Consider the following 16,570-nt stretch of genomic DNA (forward strand, 5'->3'; position numbering starts at 1 on the left):
GGCCCCCGCATTCATCGGCGCTGTTCAGTCCCGGTTTTCGGGCGGGAGCGCCACCTGGATTTTCCGTGCCTTGCCCCGCCCCACCACGTACCCGCGGCCCGGAATGAAGTTCGGGCTGACCCGGCCCAGGGACGTGTTGAGCAGGCTGTCGCCCTCAATATCCCCCGGGTTCAGCAGCAGGCCGCGGCGGCCCGATTTGAAGGGCTGGGCAAGCTGCCAGGCGGAGGACCAGGTGGAGGATTCGGACTCGCCGATGACCCATTGGTCTGCTTTGAGGGACGCCGTCACCAGCTGCGCCATTCCTGACTCGGCGATGGTGTCGGTGAACTCGGTGAGGCCCTCGATGAAGAAGGCCACGGTGCCAGGGTTTCCGGTGGAGTGCTCCACCAGGTCCTCCACCACTTCGGCGACGTCGTCCGGGCCCACCACGGCGCGGTTCCAGATGGGGAGGGACGCGACGGCGGACCGGCGGGACCCGAGGTAGACCAGTTCCGTGGCGGGATTGGACCGGCGCAGCGCGTAGGCCAGGGTGACCAGCGCCACGGTGCGCCCCGAGCCCGGCGGCCCGGCCAGGAGCAACGGTCCGCGCGCCATGAGTTCGGCCGGTTGCAGGGACTCGTCGTCCACTCCAATAACGGGCAGGTCGGGGCTGCCGGCCGGCAGGACATCCAGGTCCACCTGCTCGGGGAGACGCTCAATGCCCGGGGCGGTTTCCAGGCCCTGCCGCTGCATGGCTTCGCTGAGCTTATGGACCTCGCGGGCCTGCAGGGCCAGGTTCGAATTGCCGCCCAGGACGGCCAGCTGGACTTCAAGCCCGTCCAGCAGCCCACGGCCCGGGGGCGACGTGGCCGTGAGGACATCCCTGGGAACATCCATGGAAATGTAGTCGTCCTCAGAGGACAGGCGCAGGACCAGGCGGCGCTGGATGGAGGCGAGCAGGGACGCGGGGACGGCGTTGGGCCGGTCCCCGGTCACCACCAGGTGGATGCCCAGGGTCCGGCCGTCCGTGGCCAGCTGCAGGAAGATGTCCCAGAGCCCGGAAAGCTTGCTGTGCTCGTACGCCTCACGGAAGGCTGACATGCCGTCCACCAGCACGAAGATCCGCTTCTCGTCCGGCCGGTTGGCCAGCCTCCGGTACTCCACGATGGTGGAGGCGCGCACCTCGGCGAACTGCGCGGAACGCAGCTCGGCGATGTCCCGGAGGAGGCGCAGCAACCGCCCGACGCGTTCGACGTCGTCGCCATTGATGATTTCCCCCACGTGCGGAAGCTCCTCAAGCATCCGCAGCCCGGAAGAGCCGCAGTCGATGCCGTAGACGTGGACGGGGCCGCCGCGCGGGGTGACGGCCGCGGCAATCGCGATGCCGCGCAGGGCGGCGGACTTGCCGGAACCACCGGTGCCGTAGATGGCCATGTTGCCGTCGCGGTCAGGCTCGTAGAAGACGGTGGGCTGGTCCTGGTGGACGGGGTCGTCCGCGACGCCCAGCAGCAGCTGTTCGTCGGTGCGGGGGTTGGGCAACTTGGAGAAGTCGTAGGTCTTGGCCAGCTCGTCCAGCCATGGTTTCCGCGGCGGCCGGATGGCCAGGGTGTCCGCCGCGTGCACGATGGTGGAGGTCATCCTGGCAATGTCGTTGGGACCGGCCGGTTCCGGGGCCGCAGGCTTTTCGGGTGCCGGAGCTTCCCAACTGGGACCGGAGCCGAAGGCCATCTCCACGATGTCGATCTGGGGGCGCTGCGGTTTATCCGTGGTCCAGCCGCCGGCGTAGCCGGTCTGGAATCCCTGGATCCGTCCGGGCCCGGTCTTGGCGGCACCGCGGCCCGGGATGGCGGGGTCGAAGTAGGCCGCATCCGGCACCCCCAGGATGTCGGTGGCGTCGTCCTCGTCGGCCATGCGCAGCGCCACCCGCAGGTTGGTGTTGGCGCGCAGGTTGTCCTTGATGACGCCCGCCGGCCGCTGGGTGGCCAGGATGAGGTGCAGGCCCAGGGAGCGGCCGCGGGCGGCGACGTCCACCACGCCGTCCACGAATTCGGGCACGTCGTTGGCCAGCGCGGCGAACTCGTCCACGATGATCACCAGGTACGGCGGCGCCTCCGGGTCCGCCTCCCGCTGCAGGGCCAGCAGGTCCTTGGCCTTCTTCCGGTTCAACAGCTGCTCGCGGTAGTGCAGCTCCGCGCGCAGGGATGTGAGGGCCCGCCGCACCAGGTGCGGGGAAAGGTCCGTGACCAGGCCCACCGTGTGTGGAAGGTTGATGCAGTCGGCAAACGCCGCTCCGCCCTTGTAGTCCACGAAGAGGAAGCTGACCCGGTCGGGGCTGTAGGCCGCAGCCATGCCCATGACCCACGACTGCAGGAACTCGGACTTGCCGGCACCGGTGGTGCCGCCCACCAGGGCGTGCGGTCCTTCGTTCTTCAGGTCCAGGTACAGCGGCTCGATGCCCTTGGAGCCCACCAGCGCCCTGAGGGTCCCGTTGTCCTTGCGGTTGGCCACGGCGGTGGCGTGCAGGGAGTTGTTTTCCGTCCAGCGCTCCACCACGGCCTGCGGATTGTCCAGGAAGTCCTTGCCGATCAGGGCCGCATAGGACACCGCGCGGGGCAGGTCGGAATCGTCATTGACCGGCTTGCCCACGTCAACCACGGGCGCCAGCATCCGGGCCAGCTGTGCTGCGAGCTCCGCGTCCACGCTCTCGCAGCTGACCGGGTAGGTGTGGCGGCCCAGCCGGACCTGGCCGGTGGTGGTGCCGTGGTCGCCGTCCACCACCATGAAGTCACGGCAGGCAGCCGGGAGTGACTGGATGTCAGTGGCCACCCACAGGATGTGCACGCCGGAGTCGGGACCGCGTTCGGCCAGCCGGGTCAGGCGGCCGCGGTCCACCGGGGCGTCGTCCTCCACGATGACCAGCACGGAGGGAAGGACCGGCTCTTCGGGCTCATGCTTTACGGGGTCGATGCCGGGGCGCAGGTCCGGGCCTGACCGTTTGGCCGCCGCCTCCCGGGCGTCGACCAGGTCCTCGAGGCGGGCCAGCAGTGAGGAGCCGCCGGCCGACCCCGCGGCAAGGTGGTCCCCGCCCAGCGGGCTGTGGCCCGAGCCTACGTGCGGCAGCCACTGCAGCCAGTTCCAGCGCTCCCGCGACTGGGCGGACGTGATGGCGGTGAGGACCACCTCGGCCGGGGAATGCAGTCCCACCAGCTGCAGCACCATGCCACGGGCCACGTCGTCCACCAGGCCGCGGGCGCCGGCGATCCCCAGCGCGCCGGAGGTGCGCAGCTGGGACACCACGGGGACGCCTTCGATCCCGCTGAACTGCTTGATGCAGTCCTGGATTTCGCGGCTGTACTGGACCTCGGTGTCGTTGCTGGAGGGCTCTTCCAACGGGATGCGGGACGGGGCGGTCCCCAGCCCGAACCGCAGGCCGAGGAACGACGGGTGTTCCGGCCGGTGCGTCCACAGCAGCGGCCCCAGCTTGTAAATCGCGTCCACCGTGTCGCTTACGGACGGCGCTTCCTGCAGCCGGACCGCGCGTTCCACCTGCTGCAGCTCCGTAAGGTCCTGCCGGAATGCGGCCATGGCGGCGCGGAACTGCTTGAGCTGCTCCTTCTGCTGCTTCCGGGTCCGCATTGTCTGGTCCACGTGGTGGCCCACGATGAACAGGGGCATCATCAGCATGAACACCATGGAGAGCACGTTCTGCGTGACCGCGAAAATGACCGCGCCCATCATCAGCGGTGCCACCAGCATGATATAGGGGAAGGGATGCTCCTCGGGGCGCTTGGGCCCGGCAGGAAGAACCCGCTTGGGGACGTCGAAGCGGGGCACCACCCGCGGGGAGCGGTTGAAGTCCACCAGGGGCGACGTCGGCGCTGCCGCATGGTTGTGGCCCAGCGGCACCACGGTGACGGTGGTGTCACCCAGGGTCACCGTGTCGGAGGAGTTCAGCGTGGCCCTAGTGACGGGCAGCCCGTCCATCAGCAGGCCGTTGGCGGAGTTTGTGTCAACGATCTCGATGCCTTCGCCTACCGTGATCCGGGCGTGCCGTTTGGAGGTCAGCGGATCCGTCAGGCGGATGTCCACGTCCCGGTCCCGGCCAATGTAGCTGGTGCCGGTGGGCAGCGAGAATTCCCGCCCGGCGTCGGGCCCTGACAACACGCGCAGGGTTGCGGCGGCCGGTCCCCGGTTGGCCCCGGGTTCGTGGAACTGCCCACTGACCTGGGCCAGCGATACCACCGAGCCGGGGCGCAGGCCTGATTCGAGGAGGTTGTCCTCCCGGGCCAGGATGTTCCCGCTGATGCCGGCACCCACGAATGCTTCATCGATCCGCAGCGAAAGGTTGTCCGGCGCGGGGGTGCCTTTGCGGGCGGGGTCCGCCGTCCACAGCACGGTGGCGATGTCGGCCACGGTGGCCAGGCCGTCCACCGTGACGGCCAGGTCCTTGGCGTCGGCGGGTTCGCGGCGGAGTGTCAGCCGGATCCTCATCCTTCGTCCACGCCCCTATTCTTCTCCAGCAGGTACAGGTCATCGGGTGTCACCAGGTGGGTGGTGACGGCGTGTTCAACCAGGCGTGCCCGGCGGTTGGTGGCCAGCTTGCCGCCGCCGCCGCGCAGTCCCGCCACGCCCACCCGGTCCAGCTTGTCGCAGACGTTGTCCAGCTTGCGGTTGAAGCGCGTCAGTGCCCAGCCCAGGGTCTTGGCGGCCGCCGCGGAGGACGGGATGGTGCTGAAACCGGTGCCTTCACGCCGGAGCACAGGCTCGGCGAGCGCCACGATCAGCGCCTTCTGCGCGTCCGTGAAGACCACGGGGCCGATGGTGGTGTCCCCGTTGCCGGCTTCTTCGCGGGCTTCCTGCCGGAAGGACGGCGTCTTCACGTGCACGGCGAACTCGTAGGTGGTGGGCCCCGCCGTGAAGATGACATTGGTGTGGCTGAACACCAGCGGAATCCGCGCTCCGGGTGACAGCCAGGCCTGCATGCCGCCGGAGGCGTCAGCCACGGTGGCGGAGAGCATGCTGCCGACGTTGCTGAGCCACCAGATGCCGTCGTAGCGGGCAACCTGCAGGAACTGCCGGTGCAGGTACGGGTTGTCGTCCACTTCAAGGTCGCCTTCGCGGCCGATGTTGAAGATGTCCTCGTCGGATGGCTCGTACCATTCGCCACAGAAATCTATTGCTAGATCCCCCATGATCTGTGCCTCCTCAAGGCAGAACTGTTGCGGTAGTCGGAGTGGTGGTGTTGCCGTGAAACCGGCAGTGCGGGACGTTCATTGGCCGGTGCAGGCGATGGAACCGGACCCCAGCGGTGAGAACGCACCGTCCGAGCGGACGATCATGACCTGGATGCAGGTTTGCCCCGACGGGTTTGGCCTGAGCCGGACGGGCGCCTGCGCGATGGATTGGTAGTCGCCGCCCCCACCGATGGTATAGACCCTCCATTTGTAGGTATCGCCTGGCTTGGGGTCGGGGTTGTTCCAGTAGAAGGATGCCTCGCCGTTGGTGTCGACCGTTCCGGCCAGGCCTTCGACATCGGGCACGGTGCCGCTGTCCAGGGCGTCCGCAGGGGGTTTGCTGGCCTGCTGGGTTTCCACCGCCTTGGGGGTGCCTGTCGCCGTGTTGGCCACCACGATGCCCACCACAGCCGCCAATACCAGGAGGGTGCCGCCGGCGATTGCGAGCCAGAGGTTGCGTTTGCCGTGGTCGGCCTTCGGAGCCGCTTGCGGCTCGTCCGCCTTCACCGCCCGCTGGACTGTTGCGTCCACGGTGTAGCCCGTGTCCTGCGTTCCTCCTGTGCCCGTGACGGGTGCACCGTAGTTGGCCGTCCCTGTGCTGCCACGCAGGACGGTGGACTGCGCCCACTCCCCCTGGCCGGCGCCGTCGTCCGTGGCTGCCGCCGGAGCAGCCGCCCCGGTGGCCGCCGCCCACGTGGTGCGGGCCGGAATCTGCGGCACTGCCGGGGCAGGCTGCCATTGGCTGGGGCTGGCGGGAGCAAAGTGCGACGGCGGGAGGGCGCCGCCCCCGGGCCCCGTCGCGTCAGTCCCGGTGCCGGTCGGGTTGGGGCGGGTGCGGGCAGGGAACGTGGGTGCGCTGCCGGTCCGCTCCGGATCGATGGCAGCAATGCTGCGGACGCGCGTCTCCTCGGTGCCGTCGTCCGGGTGGCCCTCCTCCTGCTGCGGCTCCTCCAGGACCTCGAAGGGCGTGACGGAAAGGTTGAGCTCGGCCTGGATGCGCTGCAGGGCCAGGGCGAAGGCGTGGGCCGAGGAGTACCGGGACTGGGGCGATTTGGCCATGGCGGTTGCCAGGGCCAGTTCCAGTGATTCCGGCACATCGGCACGGCCCAGCCGCGGCAGCGCCATGTTGCTGATCCGGTTGATCAGTTCGCGCTGCGAGTTGTCCGCGCCCGGCATCACGAAGGGTGAACGTCCGGCCAGCAGGGTGTACAGCGTGGCGCCGAGGGCCCACACGTCCACCATGACGCCGTCAACGCCGCCGTCCCGGAACTGTTCGGGCGGGGACCAGGGAATGGACATGCCCGAATCGTCATCAGAATCCCCGGCCAGGGTGCCGGAGATGCCGAAGTCGGTGAGGGCCGGACGGTTGTAGTCCGTCACCAGGATGTTGGCGGGCTTGATGTCGCGGTGGGCGATGCCGGCGCGGTGGGCGGTTTCGACGGCGGAGGCCACCTGGATGCCGACCGCCAGGACCTCGTCAACGCTGAAACGCTGCCGCCGGTAACGCACGTCCAGGCTGGGCCGGGAGCAGTACTCCATGGCCAGGTAGGAGTGCCCGTCATCGGTGACTTCCGCTTCGAAAATGGTGACGATGTATGGGTGCGAGGACAGCTGGGCCATGAGGTTGGCCTCGGACTCGAACCGCCGCCGCGCGCCCTCGGTCTTGAGGTCCGAGAGCAGCACCTTGACGGCGACTTTCCGGCGCGGCCTGTCCTGTTCGTACAGGTAGACGTCGGAAAACCCGCCGGAGCCGAGCAGGCTGATGTAGGTGAAGCCCTGGATGCGGGGCGGCGGCGCAACGGGCCGTTTGGAACTCAAGGAATCTCCTCAAAACGCAGTGAGATGTTGTCGCCCAGCTCCGCGATGTCGCCGTCGAGCAGGATGGCCATCTCGTTCTGGGCCAGGCGGCGCGGCGGTTGGCCTTCGCGGACCAGGACAGTGCCGTTGGTGGCCTTGAGGTCGCAGAGCATCACGTGCCAGCCCTCAAGCCGCACCTCGACGTGGGACCGGGAAATGTCGCCGCCGGGGCTTGCCACCTGGACGAGCCGCGGCATCACGCCGCCCTGCACCCGGGACACTGACGGCTGCCTGCCGATGACCATCGACTGGTCGAGGTCCAGCAGTTCGCCGGTGGACAGGCGCATCCGGCCCAGCCTGGGACGGGCCACCTGCACGGCATCCGGCAGCAGGGCAGCCCCGCAGGCGCTGCAGAGGGCACGTGTGGGTGGGTTGGCGTGGCCCTGGGCACAGACGCGGGCCAGCACCATTGGTCCATTGGCGGGGTCCTGCTGGACGGCCGGCGCGTTTGTTGCCGGACCGGACGCGGTTCCCGGCAGGCTGCTTTTCATCACCGTCTGGCCATCGTGGTCGGGGTCGAAACCGGTGCCGGTGCCGGTGCCGGATACAGCAGGCGCCGGTACGACGGGCGCAGGTGCCCCGGATGCCGGTGGAGCCAGTGGCGTGCCGTGGTTTGGCGGCGGGGTGAAGCCAGGGGCGTCGTGGGCCGGCGTAGCTCCCCCCGTGCGCCACGGGACGGAGTCGATGAGGACGCCGGCGGAGGCAGGACGGGGCCGGCCGGAGGGCTCCCCAGTTGTACCGGCACTGGATCCAACTCCAAGTCCGGCGCCAGGTGTGGGCTGATGCCGGCTGTCGGTCTCTGTCGCAGTCCCGGGACCGGCTGCCGGCACATCCGGGGCCGGGTCCTCCGGGCTGCGGAGGGCGGGCAGGGGTTCGGCTGCCGGCAGGGCCGGGCGTTGCTGCGGGGACACCTGGCCGGAATCGTCGTCAGGGTCCTCACGCACGGCAGCGTCTTCGATGTGCCGCATGACGGTGCAGTCCCAGAGATGGTCATAGGACGTCGTCATCTCCGCTGCGGGACCGGCGCCGGCTCCGGTGGGGGCAACGCCGGCGAAGCCTGTCTCCGGCACCTCAATTGGGGCGGGCTCACCTGAAGCATTCCCCACAGCTTCTCCCTCAGCGCCGCGCTCCCCGCCGGCACCAATCTCACCGTCGACACCAATAATGAAATCCGGGGCAATAGTGGCATCGGGGTCGTGGGTATCCCGGGCATGGGCGTGTGCGGCTTCCGCTGGATCGACCACCCCGTCGGCCAGGCGTTCATCAACGTCCTCTTCGATGACCCCCAGCACCGTTTCGGCCGAGGCTGCATGCCCGGGCAGGAGCGTGGTTTCGGGCAGGTCTTCCGGCTCGTCCGGAACGTCCGGCTCCCGCAGGTCAGCCGGGGCGTGGCCGGCGGGAGCAGCAGAAGCCTCGTCGCTGCAGGAAGTTTCCGCCGGTGCAACAGCATCCGCTGCGGCCGGAGCATCGACCGCAGCCGGGCCGGAGCGTGCGCCCAGGGTCAGGGACTGCAGCAGCACCACGCCCTCACCGAGCGGCAGCTCGGGTTGTTCGGTGGCGAGCCCGGCGGTACCGGTGGTCCCAGCCGCAATCGCCACCCGGCACGTGCCGGGGACCACGAATTTGCGTTCGTTCCAGGTGGTCACGTCCCGGCCGTCGAGGTCCACGGCTCCCCCGGGCTGTTCGACGGTGAGGTCGATGTCGCCCCGCAGGAAAACCCGCAGGGATCCGTTGAAATCCAGGATGCCGAAGGATGGGATGCGGGTGAGGGATCCGCCGGAAGTGCTGGTCACGGCGGCGAGGATCTCGTGCGGCTCAGGCCGGCCGGCCAGGAGTTCCCACAATGCGCCTGCGAGTTCCGCGGGCGACCCGGGGCCCAGGAGGACTGCGGTGCGGGACCTGACAATGCCCAGCCAGGTGCCGGGGATGTAGCTAGCGGCGGTCATCGTCCGGCTCCCCGTTGTGGTCCGCGGTCTCCTCCACCGGTGCGGGCAGGGGCTGCGTCACGGCTTCGGATGCCTGCGGCCGCGGCAGGGTCACTTCGTCTCCGTCAGCGGAGGTGAGGCGGGGCGCGGTGGTGCCAGCGCCGTCGTCGTTCGAAACGTTCCTGGCATCCACCACGATGGCCGTGACGTTGTCCCGGCCGCCGCTGCGCAGGGCGGCCTGGATCAGGGCGTCCACCGCCTCCTGCGGATCCGCCACGCTGCTGAGGATCCGGAGGATGTCATCGTCTGCCAGTTCCCCCGTCAGGCCGTCGGAGCAGACCAGGACGCGGTCGCCTTCCTCCACGGGAAGGAGCCAGTAGTCCGCTTCCGTCTCGTCGCCCGTGCCCAGGGCCCGGGTGACCACGTGCCGCCGCGGGTGGACGGTGGCTTCCTGGGCGGTGATTTCGCCGGCGTCCACGAGTTCCTGGACCTCCGAGTGGTCGACGCTGATCTGCTCGAACCGTCCCTGGCTGAGCCGGTACGTGCGGGAATCGCCGATGTTCACCACCAGCCAGTACGGCATGCCCATCTGTTCCACCACGACAGCACCGGTAAGGGTGGTGCCGGCACGGGCTCCGGTGGCCTCACGGATCGAGTTGTCCGCACGTACCAGGTACTGCTGGAGGACGGCAGCGGTGATGCTCCGCTCCCCCGTGGCCACCTGGGGAATCCCGGCCAGGGCCCGCACGCACAGGCCGCTGGCGATTTCGCCGGCTTCATGGCCGCCCATGCCGTCAGCGACGGCGAAGACGGGATCGGCGGCGATATACGAATCCTCGTTCAACTCCCGGCGGAGTCCCCTGTCCGTCCCGTAGCCGTAGCTGAGGCTGAGTCCCGGCCCCGGCTGGATGGTGGAAACACTGGCGGGGTGCTGGTTCATGCCTGTCCTAGGTAAAAGGTACGGTCTCCAAAGTGCACGCTGGATCCCGGGGTAACAAATGTGGGGACGCCCGGCACCAAGGGGGTGCGCAGGCCGTCCGGGGTGGTGACGGCGCTTCCATTGGTGGACTGGCGGTCCGTCACCCAGATGCCCGCGCCGTCGGTGAGCAGGTGCAGGTGCGTCTTGGAGATCGAACGGCCGGGGTCATCCACAGCCAACAGCTGGGCCTGCTGTTCCCCGGCCTGCCCCACCGGGTTCCGGCCCACCAGGACGCTGCGGTCCAGCTGGAAGTCGCGGCCGTCGTCCAGGCGGATACGGAGGACGGCCACAGGGGCGGGGCCGCCGGTTCCGGGCCGCACCTGGGTGCGTTCGACGTCGTCGTCCACATGCGGCGGGGGCATCCGGTGGCCGGCGGCGGGCGGCGGCGCGAAGGAGGCAGGTGGGCTGTAGGGCAAGGTCTGCGACGGCAGGGCGGCCGACGGCGAAGGTGCCTGGGGTGCCGGAGCCGGAGCTGCCGGAGGGGTTTGCAGAGGGGCATGGGGGGCTGGGTGTACAGGGGCTGGGTGTACAGGGGCTGGGTGTCCGGGGGCGTTGTGTACGGGAGTCTGGGCCACGTTGGCGCCGGCCACCGGCGACAGGACCTGCTGCACGGGCGGCAGGTCCAGGGGCGCGAAGCTGTAAGGCCCTTGGATGCCACCGGTGGTGATGGGATCGCGGCCCGCCTTGACATCGAACACCAGGGTCTTGGCGGCGGTGTCATTCCAGCCCCGCAGCCCGCCGTCCCTGTCCCACCGGCTGGAAACCACCACCAGCACGGCCCACGCGCCACCCACCAGGAGCAGCGGGCCAAGGATGGGCAGGGCGGCGTCAAACCACTTGAAGACCACCACCAGCACCGCGGCCAGCACGGCCAACAGGATGCCTGCTCCGGTGATGAGGCCACGCAGGAACACGGCGCCGGCGCCGGGAGCGTAACCGTCCTGGTCCGCGCTGCGGATGCCCATCAGCAGGTTCCCGGGCGTTTTGCCGGTGCGTGCTTCCAGCCCGAGCACCACGAAGAGGTAACCCAGGGTCAGGCCAAGGCCGATGCCGCCAAAGAGCACCAGAGAGGACGTGTCATAGACAATGAAGCCACCGCTTCTGGTGCGGGTAATCCCGGCGAATCCGATGGCAAACGTCACCACCAGCACCGCCACCCCAGGCAGCCAATCAATGACGGCAGCGCCAAGCCGCTTGCCCGCCGCAGCCGGAACAAGCTGAAGGTTCACTGCCATTCCCGTTCCTCCCCCTGGAGCGGCCCCCACCCTTGTGGTACCGCCCGTCCTGCCCGGCACGGTACCCGTATGCAAGGTGCCCGCTTGCGCGGTGCCCGTCAATGCGGTGCCCGCCGGCTGTGCCGGGGGCCTTTCTACTACCGGGATAGTACCGGGAATCCCGGACGAGTGCGCGGGGCGCGCTTCCCCGGGATCGCTCCTTGCTTGGTCCGCCGGCAGGTCCGGGGTGCGGGGGCGGCGCGCCGCCCTGTTGGGCAGCGGCGCGCCGCAGGCAGTGCAGAACGTGGCACCCTCAGGGACGGGCTGCCGGCAGCGCGGGCAGCGTTCGGGATCGAAGGTCACTGCTGGCCGGGTCCTTGCTGGTTGGGTCCTTGCTGGTTGGGTCCTTGCTGGTTGGGTCCTTGTTGAACAGGCCCTTGCTGAACAGACGGTGCGCCGGCACTGCCGGAGGCACGACGGCGGCGGGCAGCGATGAACCCGGATACCGCCGGCAGCGAGACCCGGCCGCCGCGCAGGCTGGCGCCCTTGCCTGCGTTCATCGCGGCCCGGGCGTCGGCAAGCAGCGAGCGCGGCGAGAACCGTGCCTGCTGCCGCCGCCAGAACCCCATCCCGGAGGTCATCTCCTTGAGGGAACCATCAACGATGGTCCAGTACTCGCGGACATCCTCTTCGGTTGGTTCCCCGGCGCCGAAGATCGAGGCGTCGGCCCGGCGCGCCAGCATGGTGGTGGTCCCCTGGGTCGCCGGGAAGGCATCGGCCAGGACCGCAGCGCTTTCCCGCCGTGTCGAACGGGTGTCGACGGCGGCACCCAGGTCGGTTGCCAGGCTCACCACCTCGTTCCAGCCCCCGCCCACGCGCTGGGCGGGATGGCCGTCCCGGAAACGGGACTTCCGCCGTCGTGCCTTCAACAAGGCGATCAGCAACAGCGGCAGGCCCAGGATCACCAGCGGGATGGCGGCGACGCCCAGCGCGCCCAGGAGGGCGCCCCAGAACAGCCAGGGATTGTCCTTTTTCTGGTCCGCGTCCAAGGCGTCGGGTGAGGAGTCCGGCGGCAGGTCCGCGGGCTCCTGCGGCGGGGGCGGCGGCTGCAGCACCTGCGGCTTGGGCTTGGACTTGTTCTCGGGGTCCGGTGGAATGGGGATGTTGTCCTTTGGCGGGGTGGGGTCGAAGCTGACCCAGCCCACGCGTTCAAACGCGACCTCCACCCAGGCGTGGACGTCCTTTCCGGTGATCTTCACCTCACCCGCACCGTTCTCCGGGCTGGTTGGCTCAGGGTAGAAACCCATCACCACGCGGGACGGGATGCCCAGGTGCCGGAGCATCAGGGACATGGCCACCGCGTACTGTTCATCGTCGCCGAGCATCTGCTTGGCGGTCAGCAGGTTGCGGATCCGGGCTGAACCGTGGCCGGAGACGCTGGGGAGCTGCCCCTCGCTGACCAAACCGTTGCTGAAGGCCCCCGTCTTCTGGAAGTGCGCCTCGATCTGGCGCACCCGGTCGATGGCCGTGGGCGCGTCGGCGGACAGGTCGTTGGCCTGGGAGCCCACCACCGGCGGAACTTCCAGGGGGTCGGGAAGGGAGACCTTCGCGAAGTCGTACTGTGTCAGCTGCCCGTGCTCGAGTTTGGCGGGGTCGGACACCTGGACGGTGTAGGAGTCGCCGCGGGACAATCCGCTGGTGGTGACGGCGGTGTCCGTTCCGGGGTTGAAGTAGAGGCCGGCAGCCGCAGCCGAGCCGGACTGGTCAAAGCTGATGCCCGTGGTCTTCCGGCCGCCGGGGACGAAGAAGCCCTGGTAGTCCTCCACGTTGATGCTGATCGAGTAGTCGTTGGTGGGCACTACCCCGGATGTGTCGGCCAGGGTGTTGATGGACTTGGCGTCGCCCACCTTGCTGAAGTTGCCCGAACCGTTGGGGTCCATGTTGTAGTTGGTGCCGTTGAAGGCATCCAGGGCGCCAAGGCGCACCCGGCCGTCCCGCGGGAGGCCTTTGACGACGAACAGGGTGTCGTCCTTCTTGTCCTTGACGTAGCTCCGGAAACTGGCCAGGGGGGTGATGTAGTCCTTGGGATCGAACGGCGGTACCACCACGTTGCGGAGGACCTTCCGGTCATCGCCGGCGCTGACCATTGGCGCGGCCACCGCGGTGATTCCCACGCTGGCGGCAATCACCCCCGCGGCCATGCCCAGCCGGCGGATCCTGGCGCGGCGTGCGGTGGCACTGTCCGCCTGGGGGCTGTTCACCGCTACCCGGCGGGTGCTGTTCCGGCGCAGGGCGTCCCGGCGGAAGGTTGCCCAGGCGATGCCGAGGACGGTCAGGCCGATGCCGCGTTCCAGGGTCAGGAACGCGGCGTTGGTGCTGAATGCGATGCCCGTGACGAACAGGACCAGTACCGGCAGGAGCGGTAGGTAGGGGCTCCTTGCCCGCCAGGTAAGGAGCGCTGCCACGAGTGCCAGGACCAGCGAACTTAGGAAGGGGACGATGAGCACGCCGCCGGCGGTTCCCACCGGCACCCCCACCGTCAGCATGTCCTTCCAGGCGAAGACGACGCCCAGGAGCAGGGTCCGCAGCGAATCCAGGGTGGGGACGAATCCGGCGACGGCGGCGTCCGGCACCGCCAGCAAGGTTCCGAACACCAGGTAGACGGCCAGGGCCAGGGCGGTGGTGATCAGCAGCCCCAGTCGCAGGTGGGCGTTCGCCGCGCCGATGCCCAGGCCAAGGATGATGCCGCCGAACCCGGACAGGAGGTAGTACGGGTCGCCGCCGAAGCTCAAACCGAATCCGAGCAGGCCCAGGCCCAGCAGGACCACCAAGGCTCCGGCATCGATCAGGAAATGCCAGGCCGGCTGGCCGTCCGCAAAGGCCGAATCCGGGGTGGCGGCCTTGCGGCGGGTACGGGTTTGCGGGGAACCGCTTTGTGGCGAATGGCCGGGTGCGGTGCTCATGCGGCAGCCTTTCTCAGCACGATGGCAAGGTCGGCCAGGTCGCCGAGCGTCAGGACAGTGAGGTCTGCGATGTTGGCCCTGGAGGGGGCGGCGCCGGTTTCCACCCGGACCGCCAGGCTTCGGACGCCGGGCGGGACGGAGGCTGCAGCGGAACGGAGCTGGCTTGCCGTCACATTGCTGCCCACCACGAAGAACACGACGGAGGCATTGGGCACCGTGTCGGCCAGGGTCCTGGCAAGGTCGACGGCGGTGCGGCGCATCGGGGTGCCGACGATCCGGGTCATGTCATCAAGCATGTTGCGGCCGGTTTCGCAGCGCAGGGGTCCTTTTTGCGTGAGCACATCCAGTTCCCGCTGTTCGCGGATTGCCTGCCGGCCGATGGAGGCGGCCACCGAGATGGCCATCTCGAACTCGTTGTCGGAAGCGTATTCGTCCGTGTTAATGGACAGCGAGATGGCCAGGTGGGCGCGGCGGGTTTCCTCGAACTGGCGCACCATCAGCTTGTTGGTCCGGGCCGTGGTCTTCCAGTGGATGTGCCTGCGGTCATCCCCGGGCACGTAGTCGCGCAGGGCGTGGAAGGAGACGTCGGCGCTGGACAGATCCGTGGTGGGCATGCCCTCGAGGTCGCGGATGAAGCCTGCGGCGGAACCGGCCAGGGCAACGGTGCGCGGGTGGACGAAGAGGTCCTCCGGCTCGGTCCAGAGGACCTGGCGGCGCAGCAGGTGCAGGGGGTCGGCCCGGACGGAGCGGACCGGTCCCACCACGATGACGGCGCGCCGGGCGGTGGGGATGGTGAACAGGTCCTCATGGACCTGTCCGGGCTTCATCCGGGGCAGGTGGAAGACCGCCGTGGTGCTGCCCACCGGCAGTTCCAGCGCGGCCGGCAGCAGCGGCCGGGCCGACGTGTTGGAGACGGCAATGCTGCCGACGGCGCTGTCCCCCACCGCCACCCTCGTGCGGGCAAGGTCCAGCACCACGCCGTAGGAGGACCTGCCGAGGATGAAGGCCACCGCGATCACGAACATGGCGAAGGCGGCAATGGACGCTGCCGTGGCTTCCTGCCAACCGAAGGCCTGGCCTGTGGCCCACAGCAGGATGGCAGCGGCCAGGACGGACCACCCTAGGATGCTGACCACGGACAGCACCGGCCAGGCGTACCTCAGCCAGGTGTCCCGGACAGCCCGCCCGGCGGGTGCCAGGGCGAGGAGGGCGGTGCTGCTGGCTTCGGACCATACGGCCGCGGGGTGCAGCCGGGTGGGGCGGCCGTTCCGGTGGAAGGGTTGCCGGAGACGCTCCGCGAGCCGGGTCAGCGGGGCGCCGCTGGACGTGCCGTCAGACATAGGGGTGTGCCTTCGTTGTTGCGCTGGAATGTCAGTGGTGGTGGCTGCGGCTTGAAGCCGCAGGCCCGGCGCCTCAGGCGTTGGTGCGCTGCTGCGGGGCGGCGACGTCGGCCAGGATCCTGGTCAGCACGGCCTCAGCGGTGGCGCCCGAGAATTCGGCTTCGGGGTCCATCACGAACCGGTGGGTCCACACCACGGGTGCCAGTTCCTTGATGTCATCCGGCAGCACAAAGTTCCGTCCCTGCGAGGCAGCCCAGACCTTGGCGGCCCGGACCATGGCCAGGGCGCCGCGGACGGAGACGCCCAGGCGCGTCTCCGGGGCACTGCGGGTTTCCTCGCAGAGCCGGGAGATGTACTCAAGCACTGCGGTGTCCACGTGCGCCGTGGCGGCGAGGTCGGCCATGTCCGCCACCGCCTGGGTGGTGATGACGGCAGACAGGTCCTTGGACCGGTCCTTCAGGTTGTTTCCGCCCAGCAGCCGGACGGTGGAGGCGTGGTCAGGGTAGCCGATGGAGGTCTTGATCAGGAAGCGGTCCAACTGGGCCTCGGGCAGGCGGTAGGTACCTGCCTGCTCGATGGGGTTCTGGGTTGCCATGACCATGAAGGGGCGGCCTGCCTCGTACGTGACGCCGTCCACGGTGACCCGGGATTCCTCCATGACTTCCAGCAGCGCCGACTGGGTCTTCGGCGAGGCACGGTTGATTTCGTCAGCCAGGACGATGTTGTTGAAGATGGGGCCCTTGTGGAACTCGAACTTCTGCGTCTTCTGGTCGTAGATCGTCACACCTGTCACGTCGGAGGGAAGCAGGTCAGGCGTGAACTGGATGCGGTTGTTGGAGCCCTGCACCGTGGCGGCGAGGGCCCGGGCCAGGGAGGTCTTCCCGGTGCCCGGAGCGTCCTCGAACAGGACGTGGCCCTCGGCCAGCATGGCGGTGAAGGTCAGCCGGATGACGTGTTCCTTGCCCAGCACCGCCTGCCCCACGTTGGCAACCAGCTTTTCGAACGTGTCGGCAAACCACTCGGCCTGCTCAATGGTCATGGTCATGAGATGTGCTTCCTTCTACTGGTCGAAATTCCCT

9 protein-coding genes and 1 pseudogene are annotated in these 16,570 nt (G+C 68.9%); all 10 read right to left on the minus strand.

The window, feature by feature from the left end; translation table 11 throughout:
* Positions 1–24: 24 nt before the first annotated feature.
* Positions 25–4,470, minus strand: coding sequence for a type VII secretion EssC family protein (locus AC6JAM_RS01965; RefSeq protein WP_497933890.1), 4,446 nt, complete (start codon positions 4,468–4,470; stop codon positions 25–27).
* Positions 4,467–5,171 (minus strand): hypothetical protein, encoded by a 705-nt coding sequence (locus AC6JAM_RS01970; RefSeq protein ID WP_497933891.1) that lies wholly within the window; start codon positions 5,169–5,171, stop codon positions 4,467–4,469. The genes AC6JAM_RS01965 and AC6JAM_RS01970 overlap by 4 nt, the downstream gene beginning before the upstream one ends.
* 78 nt (positions 5,172–5,249) lie before the next feature.
* A complete protein-coding gene (locus AC6JAM_RS01975) occupies positions 5,250–7,031 on the minus strand; it encodes a serine/threonine-protein kinase (RefSeq protein WP_018771883.1) in 1,782 nt (593 codons plus the stop codon).
* Positions 7,028–9,016: an FHA domain-containing protein gene (locus tag AC6JAM_RS01980; protein WP_497933892.1), complete on the minus strand. Its 1,989-nt coding sequence runs from the start codon at positions 9,014–9,016 to the stop codon at positions 7,028–7,030. Before AC6JAM_RS01980 ends, AC6JAM_RS01975 begins: the two co-directional genes overlap by 4 nt.
* Positions 9,003–9,935, minus strand: coding sequence for a PP2C family protein-serine/threonine phosphatase (locus AC6JAM_RS01985; protein WP_056390964.1), 933 nt, complete (start codon positions 9,933–9,935; stop codon positions 9,003–9,005). The genes AC6JAM_RS01980 and AC6JAM_RS01985 overlap by 14 nt, the downstream gene beginning before the upstream one ends.
* Positions 9,932–11,209, minus strand: coding sequence for an RDD family protein (locus tag AC6JAM_RS01990; protein WP_497935874.1), 1,278 nt, complete (start codon positions 11,207–11,209; stop codon positions 9,932–9,934). The genes AC6JAM_RS01985 and AC6JAM_RS01990 overlap by 4 nt, the downstream gene beginning before the upstream one ends.
* Before the next feature lie 261 nt (positions 11,210–11,470).
* A pseudogene (locus AC6JAM_RS01995) lies at positions 11,471–11,551 on the minus strand (zinc-ribbon domain-containing protein); the annotation flags it as partial.
* Positions 11,548–14,151: a transglutaminase-like domain-containing protein gene (locus AC6JAM_RS02000; protein ID WP_497933893.1), complete on the minus strand. Its 2,604-nt coding sequence runs from the start codon at positions 14,149–14,151 to the stop codon at positions 11,548–11,550. The pseudogene AC6JAM_RS01995 and the gene AC6JAM_RS02000, both read right to left, overlap by 4 nt.
* Positions 14,148–15,491 carry a DUF58 domain-containing protein gene (locus tag AC6JAM_RS02005; RefSeq protein WP_018771878.1) on the minus strand — a complete coding sequence of 448 codons (1,344 nt, stop codon included), beginning with the start codon at positions 15,489–15,491 and terminating at the stop codon, positions 14,148–14,150. Before AC6JAM_RS02005 ends, AC6JAM_RS02000 begins: the two co-directional genes overlap by 4 nt.
* Before the next feature lie 73 nt (positions 15,492–15,564).
* Positions 15,565–16,536, minus strand: a complete 972-nt coding sequence (locus tag AC6JAM_RS02010; RefSeq protein ID WP_018771877.1) for an AAA family ATPase — start codon at positions 16,534–16,536, stop codon at positions 15,565–15,567.
* Between the last annotated feature and the right edge of the window lie 34 nt (positions 16,537–16,570).

Source organism: Arthrobacter sp. GmRoot5-12, assembly GCF_059739365.1.